This window comes from Pseudarthrobacter siccitolerans, assembly GCF_030823375.1.
In the GTDB taxonomy this organism is placed as follows: domain Bacteria; phylum Actinomycetota; class Actinomycetes; order Actinomycetales; family Micrococcaceae; genus Arthrobacter; species Arthrobacter siccitolerans_A.
Genome location: NZ_JAUSXB010000001.1, coordinates 2594284 through 2613682 on the forward strand (window position 1 = coordinate 2594284; position 19399 = coordinate 2613682).

The window sequence follows — 19399 nt, forward strand, 5'->3', positions numbered from 1 at the left end:
AAGCCGGGCTTATCCCCGGGCGCCCAGGTCCGCGGAGATGAGTTTCGCCGTCGCCACGATTTCCCGGGCAACCGACGCTAAGTACGCGTCCGGGTCCGGTTGCGCTGCGACAGTCTGGGCCTGAAGCGAGACGTTGACCGCCGCGACTACCTTTGGGCCGTCATAGACCGGCGCCGCTACGGACATCAGGCCCAGCTCCAGCTCCTGGTCCAGCAGGCACCAGCCCTGGGCCCGGACGGTATCCAGCACCGGGAGCAGTTCTTTGACGGTTCCTATGGCCCGCGGCGTGAGCGGCTTGATCTCCGCGGCTGCCAGGTATGCCTTCAGGTCAGCGGGCGGCAGGCCGGCGAGGAGCACCCGGCCCATGGACGTAGCGTACGCCGGGAAGCGCGTGCCCACGGTGATGCCCACGTTCATGATCCGGCGGGTGGTGACGCGTGCGATGTAGGCGATGTCAGTCCCGTCCAGCACGGCCGCGGACGTGGATTCGCCGAGTTTGAGGGACAGCTCCTCCAGGTGCGGCTGCGCCAGCTGCGGCAGCGACAACCCGGAGAGGTACGCGTAACCGAGCTGGAGCACTTTGGCGGTGAGGGCAAATGTCTTGCCGTCGGTCCGCACATAGCCCAGCTCCACCAGCGTGTGCAGGAACCTCCGCGCTGTGGCCCGGGTCAATCCGGTCCGGGCCGCCACTTCGGTGAGGGTCATGACCGGATGGTCCGTATCAAACGCGCGGATCACGGCGAGCCCGCGGGCCAGCGATTGGACGTACTGGTCGCTGGCCTGCGGGGCAGGCGGGGTGTCCGTGCGGACGGCGTCGGTCATGGTAACCAATCCTAGGTGGCAGTGACCGCTGAGGTTTCTACAGGCTCAACCACCGACCCGGCGGCCTTCAGCGGGACGGGGACGAGTTCCTGGAGTTCTTCGAGGGTGCAGCCGAAGGTTTCGCGGACGGTGACGCCGTCGGGTCCGGTGAGGAACACGGCTTTGTCGGTGTAGACGCGGGTGACGCAGCCGACGCCGGTGAGCGGGTAGGTGCAGGTGTCAACGATCTTGGAGGCGCCCTCGCGGGTGAGCAGGGTCATCATCACGAACACGTCCTTCGCGCCGGTGGCGAGGTCCATGGCACCGCCGACGGCGGGAATCGCACCCGGTGCGCCGGTGTGCCAGTTCGCCAGGTCACCGGTGGCGGAGACCTGGAACGCGCCCAGGACGCAGATGTCCAGGTGCCCGCCGCGCATGATCGCGAAGGAGTCCGCGTGGTGGAAGTAGGAGGCTCCGGGGAGTTCGGTGACGGGGATCTTGCCGGCGTTGATGAGGTCGCTGTCGATCTGGTCACCCTCGGCGGCGGGGCCCATGCCGAGCATCCCGTTCTCCGTGTGGAGCGTGATGTCCTGTTCCTCGGTGAGGTAGTTGGACACCAGGGTGGGCTGGCCGATGCCGAGGTTCACAAACGATCCCGGGGCGATGTCCCTGGCGACGAGCCGCGCGAGGTCGTCCCGGCCCAGGGGTGCGGCGGAGGTCTGGATGGATGTTGCCGTGGTCATCTCAGGCCACCTTCTCACTAGTGCCGGCGGCGCGGCGGTCTGATGCCGGGACGCGGACAATGCTGTTGACGTAGATCCCGGGCGTCACGACGTTTTCCGGGTCCAGCCCGCCGGTGGGGACAATCTCCGAGACCTGCACGACGGTCTGCTTCGCGGCCGCGGCCATGATCGGCCCGAAGTTCCGGGCCGTCTTGCGGTAGACGAGGTTGCCCTTCCCGTCAGCTTTGAGTGCCTTGATCAGGGCGACGTCGGCGTGGATGGGTGTTTCGAACACCTGCCCGCGGCCGTCGATGATGCGGGTTTCCTTGCCCTCGGCGAGCATGGTGCCGTACCCCGTGGGCGTGAAGAACCCGCCGATCCCGGCCCCCGCGGCGCGGATCCGCTCGGCCAGGTTGCCCTGCGGCACGAGTTCGAGTTCGATCTCACCGGCCTTGTACTTGGCATCAAAGTGCCAGGAGTCGGACTGCCGCGGGAAGGAGCAGATCATCTTTTTCACCCGGCCTTCCTTGATCAGCAGCGCCAGGCCCTGGTCGCCCTGCCCGGCGTTGTTGTTCACCACCGTCAGGCCGGTGGCGCCGCACTCCAGCAGCGCGTCGATCAGCTCGAACGGCTGCCCGGCGTTGCCGAACCCGCCGATCATCACCGTGGAACCGTCCTTGATCCCGGCCACGGCCTCCTGGACCGAATCTACAAAATTCAGCATTTCGCTTATGCCTTTCCTGAAGTGACGTTTTCGAGCACCACGGCGAGGCCCTGCCCCACGCCGATGCAGATCGCCGCGACACCCCAGCGCTGGCCGGAAGCCTGCAGGGACCGGGCGAGGGTGCCCAGGATCCGGGTCCCGGAAGCACCCAGCGGGTGGCCCATCGCGATCGCCCCGCCATGCCGGTTCACAATTCCCGGGTCGATGCCCCAGGCGTTGATGCACGCCAGGGACTGCGCGGCGAACGCTTCATTAAGTTCGACGGCGCCCACCTGGTCCCAGCCGATCCCCGCCTTCGCCAGGGCCTTGTTCGCCGCCTCCACCGGGGCGAAGCCGAAGTACTGCGGGTCGTTGCCGTGCGCACCGCGCCCGGCAATCCGGGCCAGCGGCTCCAGCCCCAGCAGCCCGGCGGCACTCTCGGATCCGATCCAGGCCGCGGAGGCGCCGTCGGACAACGGGGACGCGTTACCCGCCGTGACGGTGCCGCCCACCTCGGCGCCTTCGGGTTCGTTGCGGAACACGGTCTTCAGGGCCGCGAGCTTTTCGGCGGTGGAGCCGGGGCGGATGCCTTCGTCCCGGACCAGGTCCGTGCCCGGGACCGGTGCCACAAGGTTGTCGTAGAAGCCTTCGTCCCACGCTGCGGCGGAGAGGTTGTGCGAATCAGCGGCAAACTGGTCCTGCTGCTCCCGGGTGACGCCGTATTTCTCGCGGAGCCGCTCGGTGGCCTCGCCCAGGGAGATGGTCCATTCCTTGGGCATGGCCTTGTTCACCAGGCGCCAGCCCAGGGTGGTGGAGGCCAGGGTCATGTCACCGGCCGGGTAGGGCTTCTCCGTCTTGGGCAGCACCCAGGGGGCGCGGGACATCGACTCCGCACCGCCCACCAGCATCAGGTCGGCGTCACCGGCGTTGATCTGGCGTGAGGCGATAATCGCAGCGTCCAGCGACGACCCGCACAGGCGGTTGACCGTGGTTCCCGGGATGGACACCGGCAGGCCCGCCAGCAGGGTGCCCATCCGGGCGATGTTGCGGTTCTCCTCACCGGCGCCGTTGGCGTTGCCGAACACCACCTCATCAATCCGCGCAGGATCCAGCGCGGGAGCGCGCTTCACTGACTCCCTGATCACGTGCGCGGCGAGGTCATCCGGACGGACTCCTGCGAGGCCTGAGCCAAACTTGCCGAACGGGGTGCGCACTGCGTCGTACACAAAAGCCTGGTTCATGGGGTTGTGTCCATTTCTCGAAAGACCTGCTGGGCGGTTTTGAACGCGGTGTTTGCGGACGGGACGCCGCAGTAGATGGCGGTCTGGAGCAGGATTTCCTTGATCTCGTCCCTGCTCAGGCCGTTGGTGAGGGCAGCGCGGATGTGCATGGCCAGCTCTTCCCAGTGCCCGTGCGCCACCATCGCGGTGATGGTGACGGCGGAGCGCATCTGCCGGGTCAGTCCCGGCCGGGTCCAGATGCCACCCCACGCGATCCGCGTGATCATGTCCTGAAAGTCTTCGGTGAACTCGTCCTTGTTGGCATTCGCCCGGTCCACGTGCGCGTCACCAAGGACTTCGCGCCGGACCGTCATGCCGCCGTCGTAAATCTCCTGGCTGGTTGCACCGGGCTGAACCACGCCGTGCCGTTCAATTCCCTGACGTTCTGTGCCACTCATGCGCCTGCCTCCCGAGTTTCGGCCCACGAGATGAGGCCACGCATCAGCTCCGCCACGTGCGCGGGCGCCTCAGCGGGAGCAAGGTGCGCCACTCCCTCGAGCGAGACGGCGGTGGCAGTGCCGCCGCCGGCGGTGATGCCGGCGGCCACTGCCTCGGCGAATGACGGCGGGGCAACCTCGTCCAGCGCGCCCGCGATGAGCTGGGTGGGGACACGGATGCTGCCCAGTTCCTCGCGGACGTCAAAGGCTGCCAGCGCTTCACAGCAGAAGGCGTAGCTGAAGCGGTCGGCGTCGCGCAGGGCGTGCAGGAGCCGGCTGCTCACCTCGGGCTCGCGGTCCATGAATCCGGGAGCGAACCAGCGCTGCGCCGAACCCTGGATCATCACCGGAGTGCCCTGGCTGCGGACCGTTTCGGCGCGCTCCAGCCATCCCTCAGGGGTGCCGATCTTGGCTCCGCTGTTCTGGACGGAGAGGCTCTTGAGCCTCTCCCCGTGTTTGATGCCCAGCTGCAGGCCGGTGGCACCTCCCAGCGAAACCCCTGCGTAGTGGAAGGCTTCACCGGGGGCGATGGAGTCGATCAGGTCCACCACCGAATCAGCCAAGGCGGCGACGTCGAACGTTTCGGTTGCGGCGGGCGAGACGCCGTGGCCGGGCAGGTCCCAGGCCACCACGTCGTAATCGTTTCCCAGCAGGGACGCAGCCCTGTTCCACAGGATCGAGGAGGTGCCCAGGGACGGGCCGACCACCAGCAGAGGGTGGCCGCCCAGGGGTCGCTGGGGTGACAGCAGCGCTGCCTTCAAGGCTGGTTTAGCCACGGGAAGCTCCATTCGCATCGGTGTCTGAAGATGAATTCGCGGCAAAAGCCGGGTACGTGGCAAGGATCCGCCGGGAGATCTCCGCAGCCTCGCCGAGGTAGCTGGCCGGATCAAGGAGTTCCTCCAGCCGCACGTCCGGCAGGACTGATGCCGGGACGGCTTCGCGGAGCAGCTTGCGGTACGTGGCGGCCTGCTCCGCAGTCGGCGCCTGGAGGGTCCGGTCCACCACGGCCTGCAGCTGCTGCTTGCCGTTGCGGCCATCCTTGTCCTCCAGCAGCGGGGCCACGGCGGCGCCCACGCCCTCGGCCAGGAGCAGTGGACCGGCGAGGTCCAGGTTGCGGCGCATGGCTTCCGGGAAGACCTGCAGGCCCTCCGCGAGCTCCCGGAGAGGCCCGGCGGCGCCCAGTGCCAGGGCCAGGAGCTGCCGGAGCGCGGGCCATTCGGTGTGCCAGGCGCCGTCCGGACGCTCGTCGTTGAAGTTCGCGGCAGCCAGGTGCAGCTGGGCTGCCAGGCCCGGGGCCTGCAGCGCTGCGCTGCGGACCAGCACGGACAGCACCGGATTCTGCTTCTGCGGCATCGCGGAGGAGACGCCCCGGCCGGCGGCCCGCGGCTCGGCCAGTTCGCCCACCTCCGGCCTGCTCAGGAAGAGGACGTCGGCCGCGATCTTGCCGAAGGAATCCAAGACTGCCGTCAAGGCATGCCCCAACGACGTGATGGCCAGGCGGTTGGTGTGCCACGGCGCCGGAGCGGCAGAAAGGCCCAACTGGGACGCCAGCGCATCAGCCAGGCTGAAGGGCGTGGCGGACGAGCCGGACGTCAGGACACTGCCCGCAGCCAGGGTCCCGGCGGCTCCGCCGAACTGCACCGGGAACTCCACGTTCTCCAGGTTTCGGCCTGCGGCGGCGACGCCCTGGAACCACTGCGCGGCGCGGAGGCCAAACGTGAACGGCAGCGAATGCTGGGTCAGGCTCCTGCCCACGCACAGCGTGTCCGCATGCTGCTCCGCCAAGGTGGCGAGCGCCGTCGTCGCGCCTTTCAGGTCAGCCAGCAGCGCCTCCACGGTGTTGCGGGCCAGCAGCATCAGGGCGGTGTCCAGGACGTCCTGGCTGGTCAGTGAGGTGTGCACGGCTTTCCCGGCGCCGACGTTGCCGGTGTCCAGCACCGCGACCTGCTTGCGGAGGTCGCCGAGCAGCGGGATCACGGGGTTGCCGCCGCCTTGGGCACGGCGGGCGATGTCCACCGGATCGTAGCGGCCCGCCTCAGCAGCGGAAGCGACGACGGCGGCCGCACCGGCGGGTGCCAGGTCCGCCTTCTCCAGCACGGCAGCCCAGCCGGACTCCACGGCGAGGATCGCCGCCAGCACTGCCCGGTCCCCCGTCAGCACCCCGACCAGCGGCGATGCCGAGACAGGGCTGAGCAGGCCGACGTCGCCGTCGGCCCTCACGGCCCCGCGTGCCGGGCTGGCCGCGTCAGTCACTGGAAGTCCAGGAAGACTGTCTCGCCCTCACCCTGAAGGCGGATATCAAAGGTCAGGCCGCCGTCGGGATCGCGCCGGGCGATGAGGGTCTGGCGGCGCTCCGGGTCGAGCGAGCCGAGCAGCGGGTCGCTGGCCAGCGCCTCCTCGTTTTCGGGGAGGTAGATGCGGGTGAAGAGCCGGTTGGTCAGGCCGCGGGCAAAGACGGCCACGGAGATGAACGGCGCGGCCCCAGGCTTCGTGGGGCCCGGGTTGACGGTGGTGAAGGTGTACACGCCGCTGTAACCAACGGAGCCGCGGCCCCAGCCGGTAAACGTGTAGCCGTCGCGGACCAGCGAGCCGGTTTTCTGGACCACGTTGCCCTCGGCGTCGGGCTGCCAGATTTCCAGGATGGCGTCCGGAACGGTCTCCCCGGCGCCGTCATACACGGTGCCCTGCAGGCGGATGGAGCCGGGCGAACCCGGTGCGAGGAGTTCGTTGTCCTTCTCGAACGGCAGCGCGTAGCCGTAGAACGGGCCGACGGTCTGACCGGGGGTGGGTACCAGTTTGGTGCTCATCTTTCCTACTCCTCATCACCTTCTGCGCCGAGCGCCTCATTTTCGGTCCACGTCCGCTTGGGGCCGGTCAGGACGATGTCCCAGTTGTAGCCCAGCGCCCACTCGGGTTCGGTGAGGGTGTGGTCGTAGTTGGCCACCAGCCGGTCGCGGGCGTCCTGGTCCACGATGGTCTGGTAGATGGGGTCCAGCGGGAAGAGCTGGTCGCCGGGGAAGTACATCTGGGTGATGATGCGCTGGGTGAATTCGCTGCCGAACAGCGAGAAGTGGATGTGCGCGGGGCGCCAGGCGTTCAGGTGGTTCTTCCAGGGGTAGGCGCCGGGCTTGATGGTGGTGAACCGGTAGGAGCCGTCCGGGCCGGTGATACAGCGGCCGATGCCCGTGAAGTTGGGATCGATCGGTGCGGGGTGCTGGTCGCGCTTGTGGATGTAGCGGCCGGAGGCATTGGCCTGCCAGATCTCCACCAGCTGGCCTGCCACCGGGTGACCGTCGCCATCCAGGACTTTGCCGGCCACGATGATGCGCTCACCCTGCGGCTCGCCGTTGTGCTGGATGGTCAGGTCCGATTCCAGGGCGTGCACGTCCTGGTGGCCGAAGGCCGGGGAGTACAGCTCGATGGTCTCCGGGTCCGCGTGGTGCAGGCTCTTGGTGGGGTGCCGCAGGATGCTGCTGCGGTAGGGCGGGTAGTCCAGCCGCGGCTGGGTCTCGGCCGGGGCGCCGTCCTTGAGGGCCCGCACATAGGCGTCGCCGATCGAGTTGATCTCTGCACTGAGATCCGCCTGGGTTTCCACGTTCCTGGAAGACCCGTGCGCGGCGTGCGGCTCGGCGGGAGGCACGAGTTCCTCGGATTCGAGCGCTTGTGCGGTGTGGTCTGAAGGCACAGCCGGCTCCTTTCGGTTTTGGATTCTTAGGTGGTGTACAGGTTCAGGGGCGGGCGAGGTCGTACTGGACTGCGTGGCGCACCGGAGCATTGGGCGCCCCGTAGCCGTCGTAGTTGCCGCGGCGTTCCACCATTTCGAAGAACACGCTGCCCACGGTGGCGGTATAGAAATGGAGGAATTCCCCGCTGGCGTCCCGGTCATACAGGAGGTTGAGCTCCTGGAGGGTGGCCAGCAGGCCCGGTTCAAGGTCGAAGCGGGCGTCCAGGTCCTCGTAGTAGTTGGCCGGAATCTGCAGGAACTCGAGGCCGCGGTCGCGGGCGGACCTGGCGGCGGACACAAGGTCGTCCACGGCGAACGCGATGTGTTCCTGGTAGGTCTTGCGGGCGTGCTGGGCCGGTGCCTGCTGTACCGGGGCGAGGTTCAGAACGAGCCGCACGGCGCCGTCGGACGTCTGCATGACCTGCGAGCGCACCAGGCCGCTGGGGCTCGGCACCTCCGCGAAGGGCTGCGGTTCCAGTGCCAGGGCGCTGGTGTAGAAGAGGACGGCTTCGTCGAAGTGCTGCCACGGCTGGGCAAGGTTCACGTGATCGATGACAGCATTCTGTGACTGCCGCGGGTGTTCCAGCCCCTCGCCGAATTCGTGCGTCCAGGCGGCGGTGCCGTCGGGGCTGCCCTGGCACAGGAAGATCTCGGTGGAGTCCGGGGCGGAGATGCCCTGGAACACTTCCTCGTCAGCCTGGACCTTGCGGGCCACCACGGGCGCTTTCAGCTGCTGGGCCCGGGCAGAGGCAATCACGGGGGAATCGACGTCGAACCCCAAAGCGGCGATGGCCGGCTCCGCGTGGGTGGCCGCCTGTTCGTTGATGATCACGCGCGCCTGGCCCATGGTCCAGAGCTGGACGTCCTTGGTGCGGTGGCGGCCTTCGAAGGTAAAGCCAAGCTGGCCCAGCAGCTTTTCAAGCCGGGCGGTATCGTCCGCCTTGACCTCTGCGAAGTTGAAGCCTGCCGGTTCGCTCACCTTCGGCAGCGTGGCCAGTTCCATGGGATAACGACGGCGGGCGGCGGCGCCTGCGGCACCTTCCGAGGCGTTCCCGGCAAGCCATTTGGCACTCTGTTCCTCAAGCCAGATCAGCGATCGCATGGCGTCCACGGCGGTGCGCTCGACGTCGGACTGGCGGAACACGTCGTTGAAGACTTCCAGGGAAACCGGGCCGGTGTAGCCGGCACGGACCACGTGGCCCATGAACTTGGCGAGCTCAAACTGGCCTTCGCCGGGGAAGACGCGGTAGTGCCGGCTCCAGGACAGCACATCCATCGAGAGCTTGGGAGCGTCCGCTACCTGGACGAAGAAGATCTTTTCGGCGTTGATCTTCTCGATCGGCGCCGTGTCCCAGTCGCGGGAAAGGATGTGGAAGGAGTCCAGGCAGGTGCCGAAGTTGGGATGGTCCACCATCTCCACCAGGCGGTAGGCGTGCTCGTAGTCGTTGACGTACTTGCCCCAGGCGAGGGCCTCGTAAGCGACCTTGACACCATGATCCCCGGCCAACTCCGCGAGTTCGGTGAGCTGCGACGCGCGGAGGTCATCATCGTCGATGGTGGCCGTGGCCACGTTCGAGCAGACCAGGATGGTGTCCATGCCCAGGCGGGACATGAGCTTGAACTTCGCTTCGGCGCGCCGGAGGTTGGCCTTCAGCAGATCCGGGGTGACGCCGTCGAAATCCCGGAAGGGCTGGTAGAGGTCCAGTCCCAGGCCGAGGTCGGCGGCCATTTTGCGCACATCCTCGGGGCCGAGGGGTGACGTGACCAGGTCCTGCTCAAAAATCTCGATGCCGTCGAAGCCCGCGATGGCGCAGGCCTGCATCTTTTCCTTCAGCGTGCCGGACAGGCAGACCGTGGCGATTCCGGTGCGCATCAGGCGGCCACCTCTTCGGCGGCCACAAGCTCCAGGAAGTGGTTGCGCATGCGGTCCGGGTCGGGTTCAAGGCCGGTGAAGATGCGGAAGGCGTCAGCTGCCTGGCCTACTGCCATCCGGCCGCCGTCCAGCACCTCGCATCCCTTGGCGCGGGCGCCCCGGACCAGTTCGGTGTCGATGGGGCGGTAGACGATGTCCGCCACCCAGTGGCGCGGTTCCAGCAGCTCAAGGTCCAGCGGAACGCCGGGGTGTGCGGCCATGCCCACCGGGGTGCAGTGGACCAGGCCGTCGGCGAGGGGCATCAGTTGGGGCAGTTCCCCCGTCGTCCGTGCCGTGACGGTGCTGTCCGGGAAGAAGCCGGCCAGCTCCTCTGCGCGCGCGGCGGCACGGGCGGGGTCCATGTCCACCAGGTCCAGCGTCTTCACGCCGGCTGTGAGCAGGGCGTAGGCGACGGCGGAGCCTGCCCCGCCGGCACCCAACTGCACCACACGGTCCAGCCTCGCGCCCGGAAGGCCGGATGCCAAAGCCGCGGCGAAACCGGAGAAGTCGGTGTTGTGGCCGATGAAACGCCCATCCTCAATCACCACGGTGTTGACGGCGCCGAGCCGGAGGGCATCCGGGGAGACCTCGTCAAGGTGCTGCAGCACCAGCTGCTTGCAGGGGTGCGTGATGTTCAAGCCGTTGAAGCCCAGGCTGCGGGCGCTGTGAAGCAGCTGGCCGACGGACTCGCCGGGAAGGCCCAGCTCCAGGAGGTCAATGGGGCGGTAAAGGTAGCGCAGGCCCTGCACGTCCCCTTCGCGTTCGTGCATGGGCGGGGTGAGTGACGGCATTACGCCATCGCCGACCAGTCCCACCAGGTAGGACTCAGTTCGATTGCTCATCCGTGCAGCTCCTTTGATACGGCACCAGCCGGGCGGCGCAGCCTTGGCATACGCAACGGGACCGGTGATAGGGATTACAGTACAACACTTGTTCACATCTTGCACTCTTGTTCTAGATACGAACAGGAGCCCGAAAGCGGCCTCCCACAGCCGCCGAACTTCAGCCCGTTCGGCTAACGCAGTGGAAGCCTGGCCGAGAGTTCGGCGGCAGCTTCCTGCAGCAGCGGCACATGGGCAGCCAGCGCCTCGACGCTAAGGCGGAAGACGGGGACGGCGGTGGCCAGTGAGGCGAAAGCGTGGCCCTGGGAGTTGAAGACGGGCACGGCAACAGCGCGCATGCCGAGTTCGTTCTCCTCATCCATCAAGGCGTAGCCGCGGCTGCGGACCTGCTCGATTTCCGCCCGGAAGGCGTCCCGGTCCGTGATGGAATACTCCGTCAGCGGCTCCAGCTCCAGCTCCTCCACCAGGCGCTGGCGCTCGGCGTCGTCAGCGAAGGCCACCAGCGCCTTGCCCACCGAGGTGGTATGCAGCGCACCCAGGTGCCCGGGGTCGCTGGTCACCCGGAAAGTGCGGGGCCCGTCCACCTTGTTGACGGTGAGGTGGTGGTGGCCGTCGCGGACGCTAAGGATGGTGGCCTCACCGGTCTGCTCGGTGACGCGGCGCAGCACGGGCAGGGCGGCGCCGGCGAAACCGTGATGGTTGGAGACGCGCTGGCCCAGCTGGAAGATCCGCAGCCCCAGGTGGTAGCGGCGACCGTCGGGCTCGTAGTCGACGAAGCCGTCCCGGGTCAGCGAACCCAGGAGGCGGTAGGTGGTGCTGAAGGGCAGCTCCGCCCTGCGCGAGATCTCCGCGGCACTGGCGCCGCGGGGCTCGTCGCCCAGGAGGACGAGCAGGCCCAGGGCCTTGCCCACCATGTCCGTGCGGTCCGCCTTCGCAGCCTTGGAGTCCATCTTGGGGTCAGCAGAAACGCCATTGTCCGCTGTGGCTTGATTCACACTCATGCCGTCCATGTTGCCACATGGTGGGAGCTATTTCTAGATGGTGATTATTTTCTTGACAGGTGACTCCACTCACAGTCATCATTGCTGTATTGCACAAGTAGCTCCCACCATGTGGCTACTGTCCGGGTCCTCCCGCCACTGCAGCCGTGCCGACCAAAGCCAACACCCAGGCCGTGCCGGCTGAAGCTCCCCCGATCCATCCGCGACAAAGTCGTCACATCTAAGGAACTCCATGAGCCAGATACTTCCGTCCGCCGAGCCAGGCATCGCTGCCCCGGCCGGGACGCCGAAGAAGGCAGCCCTCGCCAGCTTCCTGGGCAGCGCCGTCGAATACTACGACTTCTTCATCTTCGGTTCCGCCGCCGCCCTCATCTTCCCCAAGGTCTTCTTCCCCGATGCTGACGCGAACGCGGCCATCATGTCCTTCGCCACCTTCGGGTTCGCCTACGTCGCCCGTCCGATCGGCGCCGTCATTCTGGGCCACTTCGGCGACAGGGTGGGCCGGCGGAAGGTCCTCATGTTCACCCTTCTCCTGATGGGTGCCTCAACCTTCATCATCGGCTGCCTCCCGGACTTCAACACCGTCGGCTGGTGGGCTCCCGCCCTGCTGGTGCTGGCCCGCCTTTGCCAGGGACTCTCCGCCGCCGGAGAGCAGGCCGGCGCCTCCTCCATGACGCTGGAACACGCCCCGGACAACCGCCGCTCCTTCTTCACTTCCTGGACCCTCACCGGCACCCAGGGCGGCCAGATCCTCGCCGCGCTCGTCTTCATCCCCGTCCTGGCCCTCCCGGACGAGATCAAGTACGGCATCGGCTGGCGCATCCCGTTCTGGCTCAGCGCAGTCGTTGTTGTGGTGGCGTTCTTCATCCGCCGCACCCTGCACGAACCGCCGGCCTTCGAGGAAGCCCAGAAGTCGGCCCAGATCTCCAAGCTCCCCGTCGCAGACCTGCTCAAGGGCCACTGGCGCGACGTCCTGCGCGTCATCTGCTGTGCCTTCATCGCCGCAGTCTCCACAGTTTTCGGCACCCTTGCCATCAGCTACGCCAAGACCGTTGCCGGCGTTGACGGCACCACCACACTCTGGCTCGTGGTGGGCGCCAACCTCGTAGCCCTGGGCACCCAGCCGCTGTTCGGCATGCTGGCGGACAAGATCGGCCGCAAGCCCGTCTTCATCTACGGCGCCCTCGCCAGCGCCGCCCTGACGCCCGTGTTCCTGCTCAGCCTGGAATCAGGCAGCGTGCCGCTGATGTTCCTGGCCGCCATCGGCTTCTTCTCCTGCGGCTACGCCGCCTCCAACGCCGTCTGGCCGTCCTTCTACGCCGAGATGTTCAGCACCAAGGTGCGCTTCTCCGGCCTGGCCATCGGCACCCAGCTCGGCTTCCTGATGGCAGGTTTCGCCCCGGCCATCGTTGCAGCCATGGGCGGCATCAAGCCGGGCGGCTGGGTCCAGATCAGCATCTTCACCGCCATCATCTGCGCAGTGGCAGCCATCTCCGCGCTGACCGCCAAGGAATCCTTCAAGGTTCCCACCAAGCAGCTCGGCCTGAAGTAACCTTCCGCCGGACCGGAAGCACATTCCAGCCCGGTTTTCAGACCGGAAAGCCCGCCATTCCCCCAAATGGCGGGCTTTCCTTTTCCAAAACCGGGCTGTTCCGGCACCCCGCGCCCCTAAGGCCGCCCGGTCTCCAGCACCGACGCCAGGTCGAAGCTGACAGGTTCCTCCAGCTGCGCGTAAGTGCACGATTCCGGATCCCGGTCCGGGCGCCAGCGGTTGAACTGGGCGGTGTGCCGGAACCGGTCGCCCTCCATGTGGTCATAGCGGACCTCCACCACGAGGTCGGGCCGGAGCGGCACGAAGGACAGGTCCTTGCCGGCGCTCCAGCGGCTGCCTTCGGAGTTCCGCGGCGTCCGTTCGCCTTCCTCCTGCTTGGCCCAGGCCCACGGATGGTCCTCGAAGTCGGTGACGAGCGGCTGCAGCTGCTCGAACAGCTCCTGGCGGCGCTTCATCGGGAAGGCGCCGATCACGCCCACGCTGGCCAGGCCGCCGTCGTCCTTGTACAGGCCGAGCAGGAGCGAACCGATAGCGTCCGGCCCGCTCTTGTGCAGCCGGTAGCCGGCCACCACGCAGTCCGCGGTGCGCTCGTGCTTGGTTTTGAACATCACCCGTTTGTCCGGCTCGTACCGTCCGTCCAGGCGTTTGGCCACCACCCCGTCCAGCCCGGCGCCTTCAAACTGCTCAAACCACTGCCCGGCCGTGTCCTTGTCCGTGGTGGCCGCGGTGAGGTGGACGGGGGCTTTGCTGGCGGCGAGCGCCTTCTCAAGTGCCGCCCGCCGCTCCGTGAAGGGCCTGTCCCTGTAGTCGTCTTCGCCCAAGGCCAGCAGGTCAAACGCCACGAACGAGGCCGGGGTCTGCGCCGCGAGCAGCTTCACCCGGCTGGCCGCCGGGTGAATCCGCTGCTGGAGGGCGTCGAAATCCAGCCGGTCGCCGGACGGGCCGATCAGGATAATCTCGCCGTCCACCACGCACCGGGGCGGCAGGTTTTCCCTTAAGGCTTCCACGAGTTCAGGAAAGTAGCGGGTCATGGGCTTTTCGTTGCGGCTGCCGATCTCCAACTCGTCGCCGTCCCGGAAGATGATGGACCGGAAGCCGTCCCACTTGGGCTCGTAGCTGAGACCGCCTTCCGGGATGCCGCTGACGGCCTTGGCGAGCATGGGCGGGACGGGCGGCATCACGGGAAGTTCCATGCTGCCCATTCTTGCCCGGCGACCGCCCCTGGCGGAAGACCAGCGGAAGACCGGTGCTCAGCCGGCCAGCAGCCAGACGATCAGGATCAGCGCCGGGGCTGCCGCCGCTGTCGAAAGGAGGATGGTTTCCCGGGCCACCGCCACCCCGCGGCCGTACTTGCCCGCGAACAGGAACACGTTCTGGGCGGAGGGGAGCGCTGCCATCAGCACCACGCCCAGGAGCATGTGCTGGTCCAGGCTGAAGAGGAAGCGCCCGACGACGAAAGCCACCAGGGGCATCACCGCAGACTTCAGCGCGGTGGCGGTCAGGATTTCCGCGGTATGCCCGCCGCTTTGCAGCATGCGCGAGCCGTGCAGGGACATGCCAAAGGCCAGCAGCACCACCGGAACGGCCGCCCCGCCCAGGAGCGTCAGCGGCGCCATCACCGGGCCGGGAAGCTCCACCTTGAACGCCGCCAGGACAACGCCCAGTAGAGAGGCGATGATCATGGGGTTCCGGAACGGTTGGGTCAGCAGCAGGCGGGGAGAAAACCGGCCGGCGGCGGAAAGGTCCAGAAGAGTGAGGACCAGCGGCGCGAACAGGAGCAGCTGGACCAGCAGGACCGGCGCCACCGGGGTTGCGTCGCCCAGCGCGTACAGCGTGATGGGGATGCCGATGTTGTTGGCGTTGACGTAGGAACTGGCCATGGCCCCAACGGCGGTTTCGGCCAATGGGCGCCGGAACCACAGCCGGCTCGCCGCCACATACAGCAAAGCAGTCACGGCAGCCGTGATCATGGCCAGCGGAACGTAGGCGGAAAAGACCACAGTGAGGTCGGATTCGAGGACCACCGTGAACAGCAGCACCGGGTTGGTGATAAAGAAGGCGGTGCGGGTCAGCGCCGAAACGGTCGGCTCTCCGCCCAGTCCGCACCGCGCGGCAATGTAGCCCACCGCAATGACGACGCCGATCACCGCCAGCCCGATCAGCACACCGACCACAAGAGGTACTTCCTTCCAGTTCCGCCAGCTGCGCAGGACCGCAGCGGGCGCAGTGTTACAAGTTACAAACTTATCTGACAAGTGGCAGGCCGGCTGCACCGGTGCCGCATTCCGCCAACCGCCCGGCCGAAACCCTCGACAGGGCACGCGCCGGACGGTAGAGGTTAACGATGGTTACTGTCGGCTTCCACGCTTCACACGAACAGATCAGCCCCGCCCGGCTCCTCAGGGACGTCCAGCACGCGGAGCGGGCGGGCTTTGACGCGGCTATGTGCTCGGACCACATCGAGCCGTGGTCCGCCCGGCAGGGACACTCCGGCTTCGCCTGGTCCTGGCTGGGAGCAGCGCTGGCCACCACCAATCTCCGGTTCGGGGTGGTCACGGCGCCCGGCCAGCGGTACCACCCGGCCATCATCGCCCATGCCTCGGCCACCCTGGCCGGCATGTTCCCGGGCCGGTTCTGGATGGCCACCGGCAGCGGGGAGAACATGAACGAGCACATCACCGGGGATCCCTGGCCGCCCAAGGACATCCGCCAGCGCCGGCTGGAGGAAAGCGTGGAGGTGATACGGCGCCTGCATCGCGGCGAGGAGGTCACCCACCGCGGCCTGGTCACCGTGGAACAGGCGAGGATCTGGGACGTTCCGGACAACCCCCCGCCGCTCATTGCTCCCGCGGTCAGCGTGGACACCGCCCGGCGTGCGGCCGCATGGGCGGATGGCCTGGTCACCGTGAACCAGCCGGCCGACAAGCTCAAGGACATGCTGGCGGCCTACCGGGACAACGGCGGGCAGGGCAAGGCTGTCCTGCAGGTCCATTTGTCCTGGGCCGGGAACGAAGAGGAAGCTGTTGCCGTTGCGCTCGACCAGTGGCGGACCAACACCTATGATCCGCCCATCCCTTGGGATTTGCCCACCGCCGGACACTTCGACGTGGTGGGCGAACACGTGACAGCGGAGCAGGTCCGCAAAACCGTGAACGTCTCGGCGGACCTGGGCCAGCATACGGAGTGGCTGGCCGAATACGCAGACTTGGGCTTCGACGAGCTCTACCTGCACTTTGTGGGCCAGGAGCAGGCTCCCTTCATCGACGCGTTCGCCGCGGAGGTACTCCCGCAACTGCGCATGCCGGGCAGCACCCCGGCGGTCCCGCAGCTTTCTGCGGCCGGTGCCGAACCGGCGTCGGGCGCTTCGGCATGAGGATCGCCGAAACCTCCGACCTCTGGTGGAAAAACGCCGTGATCTACTGCCTGGACGTCGAGACATTCTTTGACGACGACGGCGACGGTTGCGGCGACTTCGCCGGCCTCACCCAGCGTGTGGACTACCTGGCCGCCCTCGGCGTAACCTGTATCTGGCTGATGCCGTTCTATCCCTCCCCGGACCGGGATGACGGCTACGACGTGACCGATTTCTTCACCGTTGATCCCCGGCTTGGGACCTTGGGTGATCTGGTGGAGTTCGTCCGCGCCGCCCGGGACCGGGGCATGCGCGTAATCGCGGACTTCGTGGTGAACCATACCTCGGACCAGCACCCGTGGTTCGTGGAGGCCCGGACGTCAAAGGACAACCGGTACCGGGACTACTACGTGTGGCGGAGCGACACACCCCCGGACACGTCATCGGAGGTGGTGTTCCCCGGCGAGGAAACGTCCTTGTGGAACAAGGATGAGACCACCGGCGAGTGGTACCTGCACATGTTCGCCAAGTACCAGCCGGACCTGAACGTGACCAACCCCGGCGTACGGAACGAGATCGCCAAGGCGATGGGCCTGTGGCTGGAACTCGGGTTGGACGGTTTCCGGCTGGACGCCGTGCCCTTCTTCCTCGAAACCCGCGGCCAGCCCAAGGACGAGGCCGCCAACCTGGATCCGCACGGCTACCTCGAGGCCCTGCGGAGCTTCGTGAACCGCCGCAACGGCAGCGCGGTGCTGCTCGGAGAGGTAAACCTGCCGTACAAGGAACAACTGGAGTACTTCGGCGGCCCCGACGGCAACGAACTCAACATGCAGTTCGACTTCCTGTCCATGCAGCACCTCTACCTGTCGCTCGCGCGGCAGGATGCCCGGCCCCTGGCGGAAAACCTGAAGAGCCGCCCGCCGCTGCATCCGGACAACCAGTGGGCCATGTTCGTGCGCAACCATGACGAACTCACCCTGGACAAACTCACGGACGGCGAACGCGGGGAGGTCTTTGCCGCTTTCGGGCCCAAGAAGAACATGCAGGTGTACGGGCGGGGCCTGCGCCGCCGGCTTCCCCCGATGCTGGACGGCGATCCGGAACGCCTCCGGATGGTGTACTCGCTGATGTTCTCCCTGCCCGGCACCCCGGTGCTGTTCTATGGGGAGGAGATCGGCATGGGTGAGGACCTTCGGCTCAAGAGCAGGGCCGCCGTGCGCACCCCCATGCAGTGGAGCGACGGGAAAAACGGGGGCTTTTCCACGGCCAAGGCGGCGGACCTGGCGGTCCCGCTGGCAAGGGGAGAGTACGGCCCGGACCACGTCAACGCGGCTGCCGCCAGGCGGGACCCCGATTCACTCTTCAACTTCATGGCAACCCTGATCCTGCGCTACCGGGAGAACGCGGAGCTGGGGTGGGGCGGCTTCGCCCTTATCGACCAGCCGGAGCGCGCGGTCTTCGCGCACACCTGCAGCTCGGACGGCGGCATGCTGGTGCTCCTGCACAATCTGGGCGAGGATCCGGTGACGATCAGCGCCAACGCCGGCCGGGAGGATAGCCCGCCGCAAGCCTTCAAGGACGCCGCCCTGCTGGACGTGTTCGACGGCGGGAGCGTGCCTTTGGAGCCCGACGGCGGCTTCACCGTGGAGCTGGGCCGTTACGGTTTCCGGTGGTTTCGGCTGCACCGGAAGGGCGACCGGCTGGCACCCTGACAGGGACGCCCGGCGCCGTCCTTTATGAAAAGATCAACCATGCGCGCCATGCAACATTCCAGCAAACTCCAGAACGTCCGGTACGAACTCCGCGGGCCGATCCTCCAGGCAGCGAAGAACATGGAGGCCGAGGGGCACCGGATCCTGAAGATGAACCTGGGCGATACCGCCCCGTTCGGCCTGGAAACCCCGGAATCGGTGGTGGTGGATATGATCCACCACCTGCGGGGCGCGCAGGGCTACAGCGACTCCAAGGGAATCTTTTCCGCCCGGACCGCCATCTCGCAGTACTACCAGACCCGCGGCCTGATGCAGATCGGCGTGGAGGACATTTTCATTGGCAACGGGGTCAGCGAATTGATTTCCATGTGCCTGCAGGCCTTTATGGAAAACGGCGACGAGATCCTGGTACCGGCACCGGACTACCCGTTGTGGACGGCGGCTGTGACCCTGACCGGGGGCACGCCTGTCCATTACCTGTGCGACGAGGAGGAAAACTGGTGGCCGGACATGGCCGACGTCGAGGCAAAAATCACCAGCCGGACCAAGGGCATCGTGATCATCAACCCGAACAACCCCACCGGCGCCGTTTACCCCCGCTACATCCTGGAACAGTTCACCGCCCTGGCCCGGAAGCACAACCTGGTCCTCTTCTCGGACGAGATCTACGAGAAGGTGCTGTACGGGGAAGCCGTGCATATCCACACGGCCGCCGTGGCTGAGGACGTCTGCTGCCTGACGTTCAGCGGCCTGTCCAAGGCCTACCGGATGCCCGGCTACCGTGCCGGCTGGGTCGCAGTCACCGGGCCGCTGGCCGCCACCGCCGCGTACCGGGAGGGGCTGGAGCTGCTGGCGTCCCTGAGGCTGTGCCCCAACGTTCCTGCCCAGCATGCCATCCAGACATGCCTGGGCGGCTACCAGAGCATCGAGGCACTGGTGCGCCCCGGCGGCCGGCTCCGGGAACAACGGGACCTCGCGCACAAGCTGCTGACCGCCATTCCGGGCATCACCTGCGTGCCGGCAGAGGGCGCCATGTACCTGTTCCCGCGCCTGGACCCGGAACTCTACCCGATCGCCAGCGACGAACAGTTCGTCCTGGACCTGTTGAAGGACCAGAAAATCCTGGTGTCCCACGGCTCGGCGTTCAACTGGCCCACGCCTGACCACTTCCGCTTTGTGATCCTCCCGTCTGTCCTGGACATCGAGGAAGCCGTCCGCAGGATCGCAACGTTCCTCGCCGCCTACCGCAACCGCGAGGCAGCGTAGCCAGCGGCTGCCCAGGAAGACCTCTGCCTTGGGTGCCACGCCGCCGGCAGACCCTTGGCGGGAAACAGTTCCGGCTCAAAGAACTAACCGGCGCC

At 67.0% G+C, this 19399-nt stretch carries 18 protein-coding genes; 4 read left to right on the forward strand and 14 right to left on the reverse strand.

All coding sequences use genetic code 11. The annotated features are described in order from the left end of the window. Positions 1-9: 9 nt before the first annotated feature. From QFZ36_RS12105 to QFZ36_RS12160, 12 genes are all read right to left on the reverse strand, one after another. Positions 10-822, reverse strand: a complete 813-nt coding sequence (locus QFZ36_RS12105; protein ID WP_306636761.1) for an IclR family transcriptional regulator domain-containing protein — start codon at positions 820-822, stop codon at positions 10-12. An 11-nt stretch (positions 823-833) separates the two neighbouring features. After that, a complete protein-coding gene (locus QFZ36_RS12110) occupies positions 834-1544 on the reverse strand; it encodes a 3-oxoacid CoA-transferase subunit B (protein WP_306636763.1) in 711 nt (236 codons plus the stop codon). A 1-nt stretch (position 1545) separates the two neighbouring features. Further along, entirely contained in the window at positions 1546-2247 is a 702-nt protein-coding gene (locus tag QFZ36_RS12115) for a 3-oxoacid CoA-transferase subunit A (RefSeq protein WP_306636765.1), read from the reverse strand. A 5-nt stretch (positions 2248-2252) separates the two neighbouring features. After that, on the reverse strand, positions 2253-3467 hold the full coding sequence (locus tag QFZ36_RS12120) for a thiolase family protein (RefSeq protein WP_306636767.1): 1215 nt from the start codon (positions 3465-3467) through the stop codon (positions 2253-2255). Then, positions 3464-3904 carry a 4-carboxymuconolactone decarboxylase gene (gene pcaC / locus QFZ36_RS12125; protein ID WP_306636769.1) on the reverse strand — a complete coding sequence of 147 codons (441 nt, stop codon included), beginning with the start codon at positions 3902-3904 and terminating at the stop codon, positions 3464-3466. The genes QFZ36_RS12120 and pcaC overlap by 4 nt, the downstream gene beginning before the upstream one ends. Continuing rightward, the gene (locus QFZ36_RS12130; protein ID WP_306636770.1) at positions 3901-4719 is read right to left on the reverse strand and encodes an alpha/beta fold hydrolase; all 819 of its coding nucleotides are present in this window, start codon (positions 4717-4719) and stop codon (positions 3901-3903) included. The genes pcaC and QFZ36_RS12130 overlap by 4 nt, the downstream gene beginning before the upstream one ends. Beyond that, complete coding sequence (locus QFZ36_RS12135; protein WP_306636772.1) at positions 4712-6196, reverse strand: lyase family protein; 1485 nt, start codon at positions 6194-6196, stop codon at positions 4712-4714. Before QFZ36_RS12135 ends, QFZ36_RS12130 begins: the two co-directional genes overlap by 8 nt. Further along, the gene (gene pcaG / locus QFZ36_RS12140) at positions 6193-6750 is read right to left on the reverse strand and encodes a protocatechuate 3,4-dioxygenase subunit alpha (RefSeq protein WP_306636774.1); all 558 of its coding nucleotides are present in this window, start codon (positions 6748-6750) and stop codon (positions 6193-6195) included. Before pcaG ends, QFZ36_RS12135 begins: the two co-directional genes overlap by 4 nt. 5 nt (positions 6751-6755) lie before the next feature. After that, a complete protein-coding gene (gene pcaH, locus QFZ36_RS12145; RefSeq protein WP_306636776.1) occupies positions 6756-7628 on the reverse strand; it encodes a protocatechuate 3,4-dioxygenase subunit beta in 873 nt (290 codons plus the stop codon). A 43-nt stretch (positions 7629-7671) separates the two neighbouring features. Next, positions 7672-9540, reverse strand: coding sequence for a bifunctional sugar phosphate isomerase/epimerase/4-hydroxyphenylpyruvate dioxygenase family protein (locus tag QFZ36_RS12150; protein ID WP_306636778.1), 1869 nt, complete (start codon positions 9538-9540; stop codon positions 7672-7674). Beyond that, a complete protein-coding gene (locus QFZ36_RS12155) occupies positions 9540-10421 on the reverse strand; it encodes a shikimate dehydrogenase (protein ID WP_306636780.1) in 882 nt (293 codons plus the stop codon). The genes QFZ36_RS12150 and QFZ36_RS12155 overlap by 1 nt, the downstream gene beginning before the upstream one ends. A gap of 173 nt (positions 10422-10594) precedes the next feature. Further along, on the reverse strand, positions 10595-11422 hold the full coding sequence (locus QFZ36_RS12160) for an IclR family transcriptional regulator (protein WP_306636782.1): 828 nt from the start codon (positions 11420-11422) through the stop codon (positions 10595-10597). 232 nt (positions 11423-11654) lie between these two features. Here QFZ36_RS12160 and QFZ36_RS12165 point away from each other — a divergent pair, with 232 nt between their 5' ends. After that, on the forward strand, positions 11655-12974 hold the full coding sequence (locus QFZ36_RS12165) for an MFS transporter (RefSeq protein WP_306636784.1): 1320 nt from the start codon (positions 11655-11657) through the stop codon (positions 12972-12974). 116 nt (positions 12975-13090) lie between these two features. Here the strand turns inward: QFZ36_RS12165 and QFZ36_RS12170 are convergent, their stop codons facing one another. Next, positions 13091-14167 carry an ATP-dependent DNA ligase gene (locus tag QFZ36_RS12170; protein WP_306636786.1) on the reverse strand — a complete coding sequence of 359 codons (1077 nt, stop codon included), beginning with the start codon at positions 14165-14167 and terminating at the stop codon, positions 13091-13093. 57 nt (positions 14168-14224) lie between these two features. Continuing rightward, a complete protein-coding gene (locus QFZ36_RS12175; protein WP_306636788.1) occupies positions 14225-15148 on the reverse strand; it encodes an AEC family transporter in 924 nt (307 codons plus the stop codon). Between the two features lie 170 nt (positions 15149-15318). Here QFZ36_RS12175 and QFZ36_RS12180 point away from each other — a divergent pair, with 170 nt between their 5' ends. From QFZ36_RS12180 to QFZ36_RS12190, 3 genes are read left to right on the forward strand one after another with little or no spacing between them, the layout of a single operon-like run. Continuing rightward, positions 15319-16347 carry a TIGR03885 family FMN-dependent LLM class oxidoreductase gene (locus QFZ36_RS12180; protein ID WP_306636790.1) on the forward strand — a complete coding sequence of 343 codons (1029 nt, stop codon included), beginning with the start codon at positions 15319-15321 and terminating at the stop codon, positions 16345-16347. Continuing rightward, positions 16344-18038, forward strand: coding sequence for an alpha-amylase family protein (locus QFZ36_RS12185; RefSeq protein ID WP_306636792.1), 1695 nt, complete (start codon positions 16344-16346; stop codon positions 18036-18038). The genes QFZ36_RS12180 and QFZ36_RS12185 overlap by 4 nt, the downstream gene beginning before the upstream one ends. A gap of 39 nt (positions 18039-18077) precedes the next feature. Next, the gene (locus QFZ36_RS12190; RefSeq protein ID WP_306636794.1) at positions 18078-19304 is read left to right on the forward strand and encodes a pyridoxal phosphate-dependent aminotransferase; all 1227 of its coding nucleotides are present in this window, start codon (positions 18078-18080) and stop codon (positions 19302-19304) included. Positions 19305-19399: the final 95 nt, after the last annotated feature.

What these genes read in the sequence shown, in the direction of transcription:
- QFZ36_RS12105 (WP_306636761.1), bottom strand. Translation starts at nt 822, where the DNA reads ATGACCGACGCCGTCCGCACGGACACCCCGCCTGCCCCGCAGGCCAGC.
- QFZ36_RS12110 (WP_306636763.1), bottom strand. Translation starts at nt 1,544, where the DNA reads ATGACCACGGCAACATCCATCCAGACCTCCGCCGCACCCCTGGGCCGG.
- QFZ36_RS12115 (WP_306636765.1), bottom strand. Translation starts at nt 2,247, where the DNA reads ATGCTGAATTTTGTAGATTCGGTCCAGGAGGCCGTGGCCGGGATCAAG.
- QFZ36_RS12120 (WP_306636767.1), bottom strand. Translation starts at nt 3,467, where the DNA reads ATGAACCAGGCTTTTGTGTACGACGCAGTGCGCACCCCGTTCGGCAAG.
- pcaC (WP_306636769.1), bottom strand. Translation starts at nt 3,904, where the DNA reads ATGAGTGGCACAGAACGTCAGGGAATTGAACGGCACGGCGTGGTTCAG.
- pcaG (WP_306636774.1), bottom strand. Translation starts at nt 6,750, where the DNA reads ATGAGCACCAAACTGGTACCCACCCCCGGTCAGACCGTCGGCCCGTTC.
- QFZ36_RS12150 (WP_306636778.1), bottom strand. Translation starts at nt 9,540, where the DNA reads ATGCGCACCGGAATCGCCACGGTCTGCCTGTCCGGCACGCTGAAGGAA.
- QFZ36_RS12155 (WP_306636780.1), bottom strand. Translation starts at nt 10,421, where the DNA reads ATGAGCAATCGAACTGAGTCCTACCTGGTGGGACTGGTCGGCGATGGC.
- QFZ36_RS12160 (WP_306636782.1), bottom strand. Translation starts at nt 11,422, where the DNA reads ATGAGTGTGAATCAAGCCACAGCGGACAATGGCGTTTCTGCTGACCCC.
- QFZ36_RS12165 (WP_306636784.1), top strand. Translation starts at nt 11,655, where the DNA reads ATGAGCCAGATACTTCCGTCCGCCGAGCCAGGCATCGCTGCCCCGGCC.
- QFZ36_RS12170 (WP_306636786.1), bottom strand. Translation starts at nt 14,167, where the DNA reads ATGGAACTTCCCGTGATGCCGCCCGTCCCGCCCATGCTCGCCAAGGCC.
- QFZ36_RS12180 (WP_306636790.1), top strand. Translation starts at nt 15,319, where the DNA reads ATGGTTACTGTCGGCTTCCACGCTTCACACGAACAGATCAGCCCCGCC.
- QFZ36_RS12185 (WP_306636792.1), top strand. Translation starts at nt 16,344, where the DNA reads ATGAGGATCGCCGAAACCTCCGACCTCTGGTGGAAAAACGCCGTGATC.
- QFZ36_RS12190 (WP_306636794.1), top strand. Translation starts at nt 18,078, where the DNA reads ATGCGCGCCATGCAACATTCCAGCAAACTCCAGAACGTCCGGTACGAA.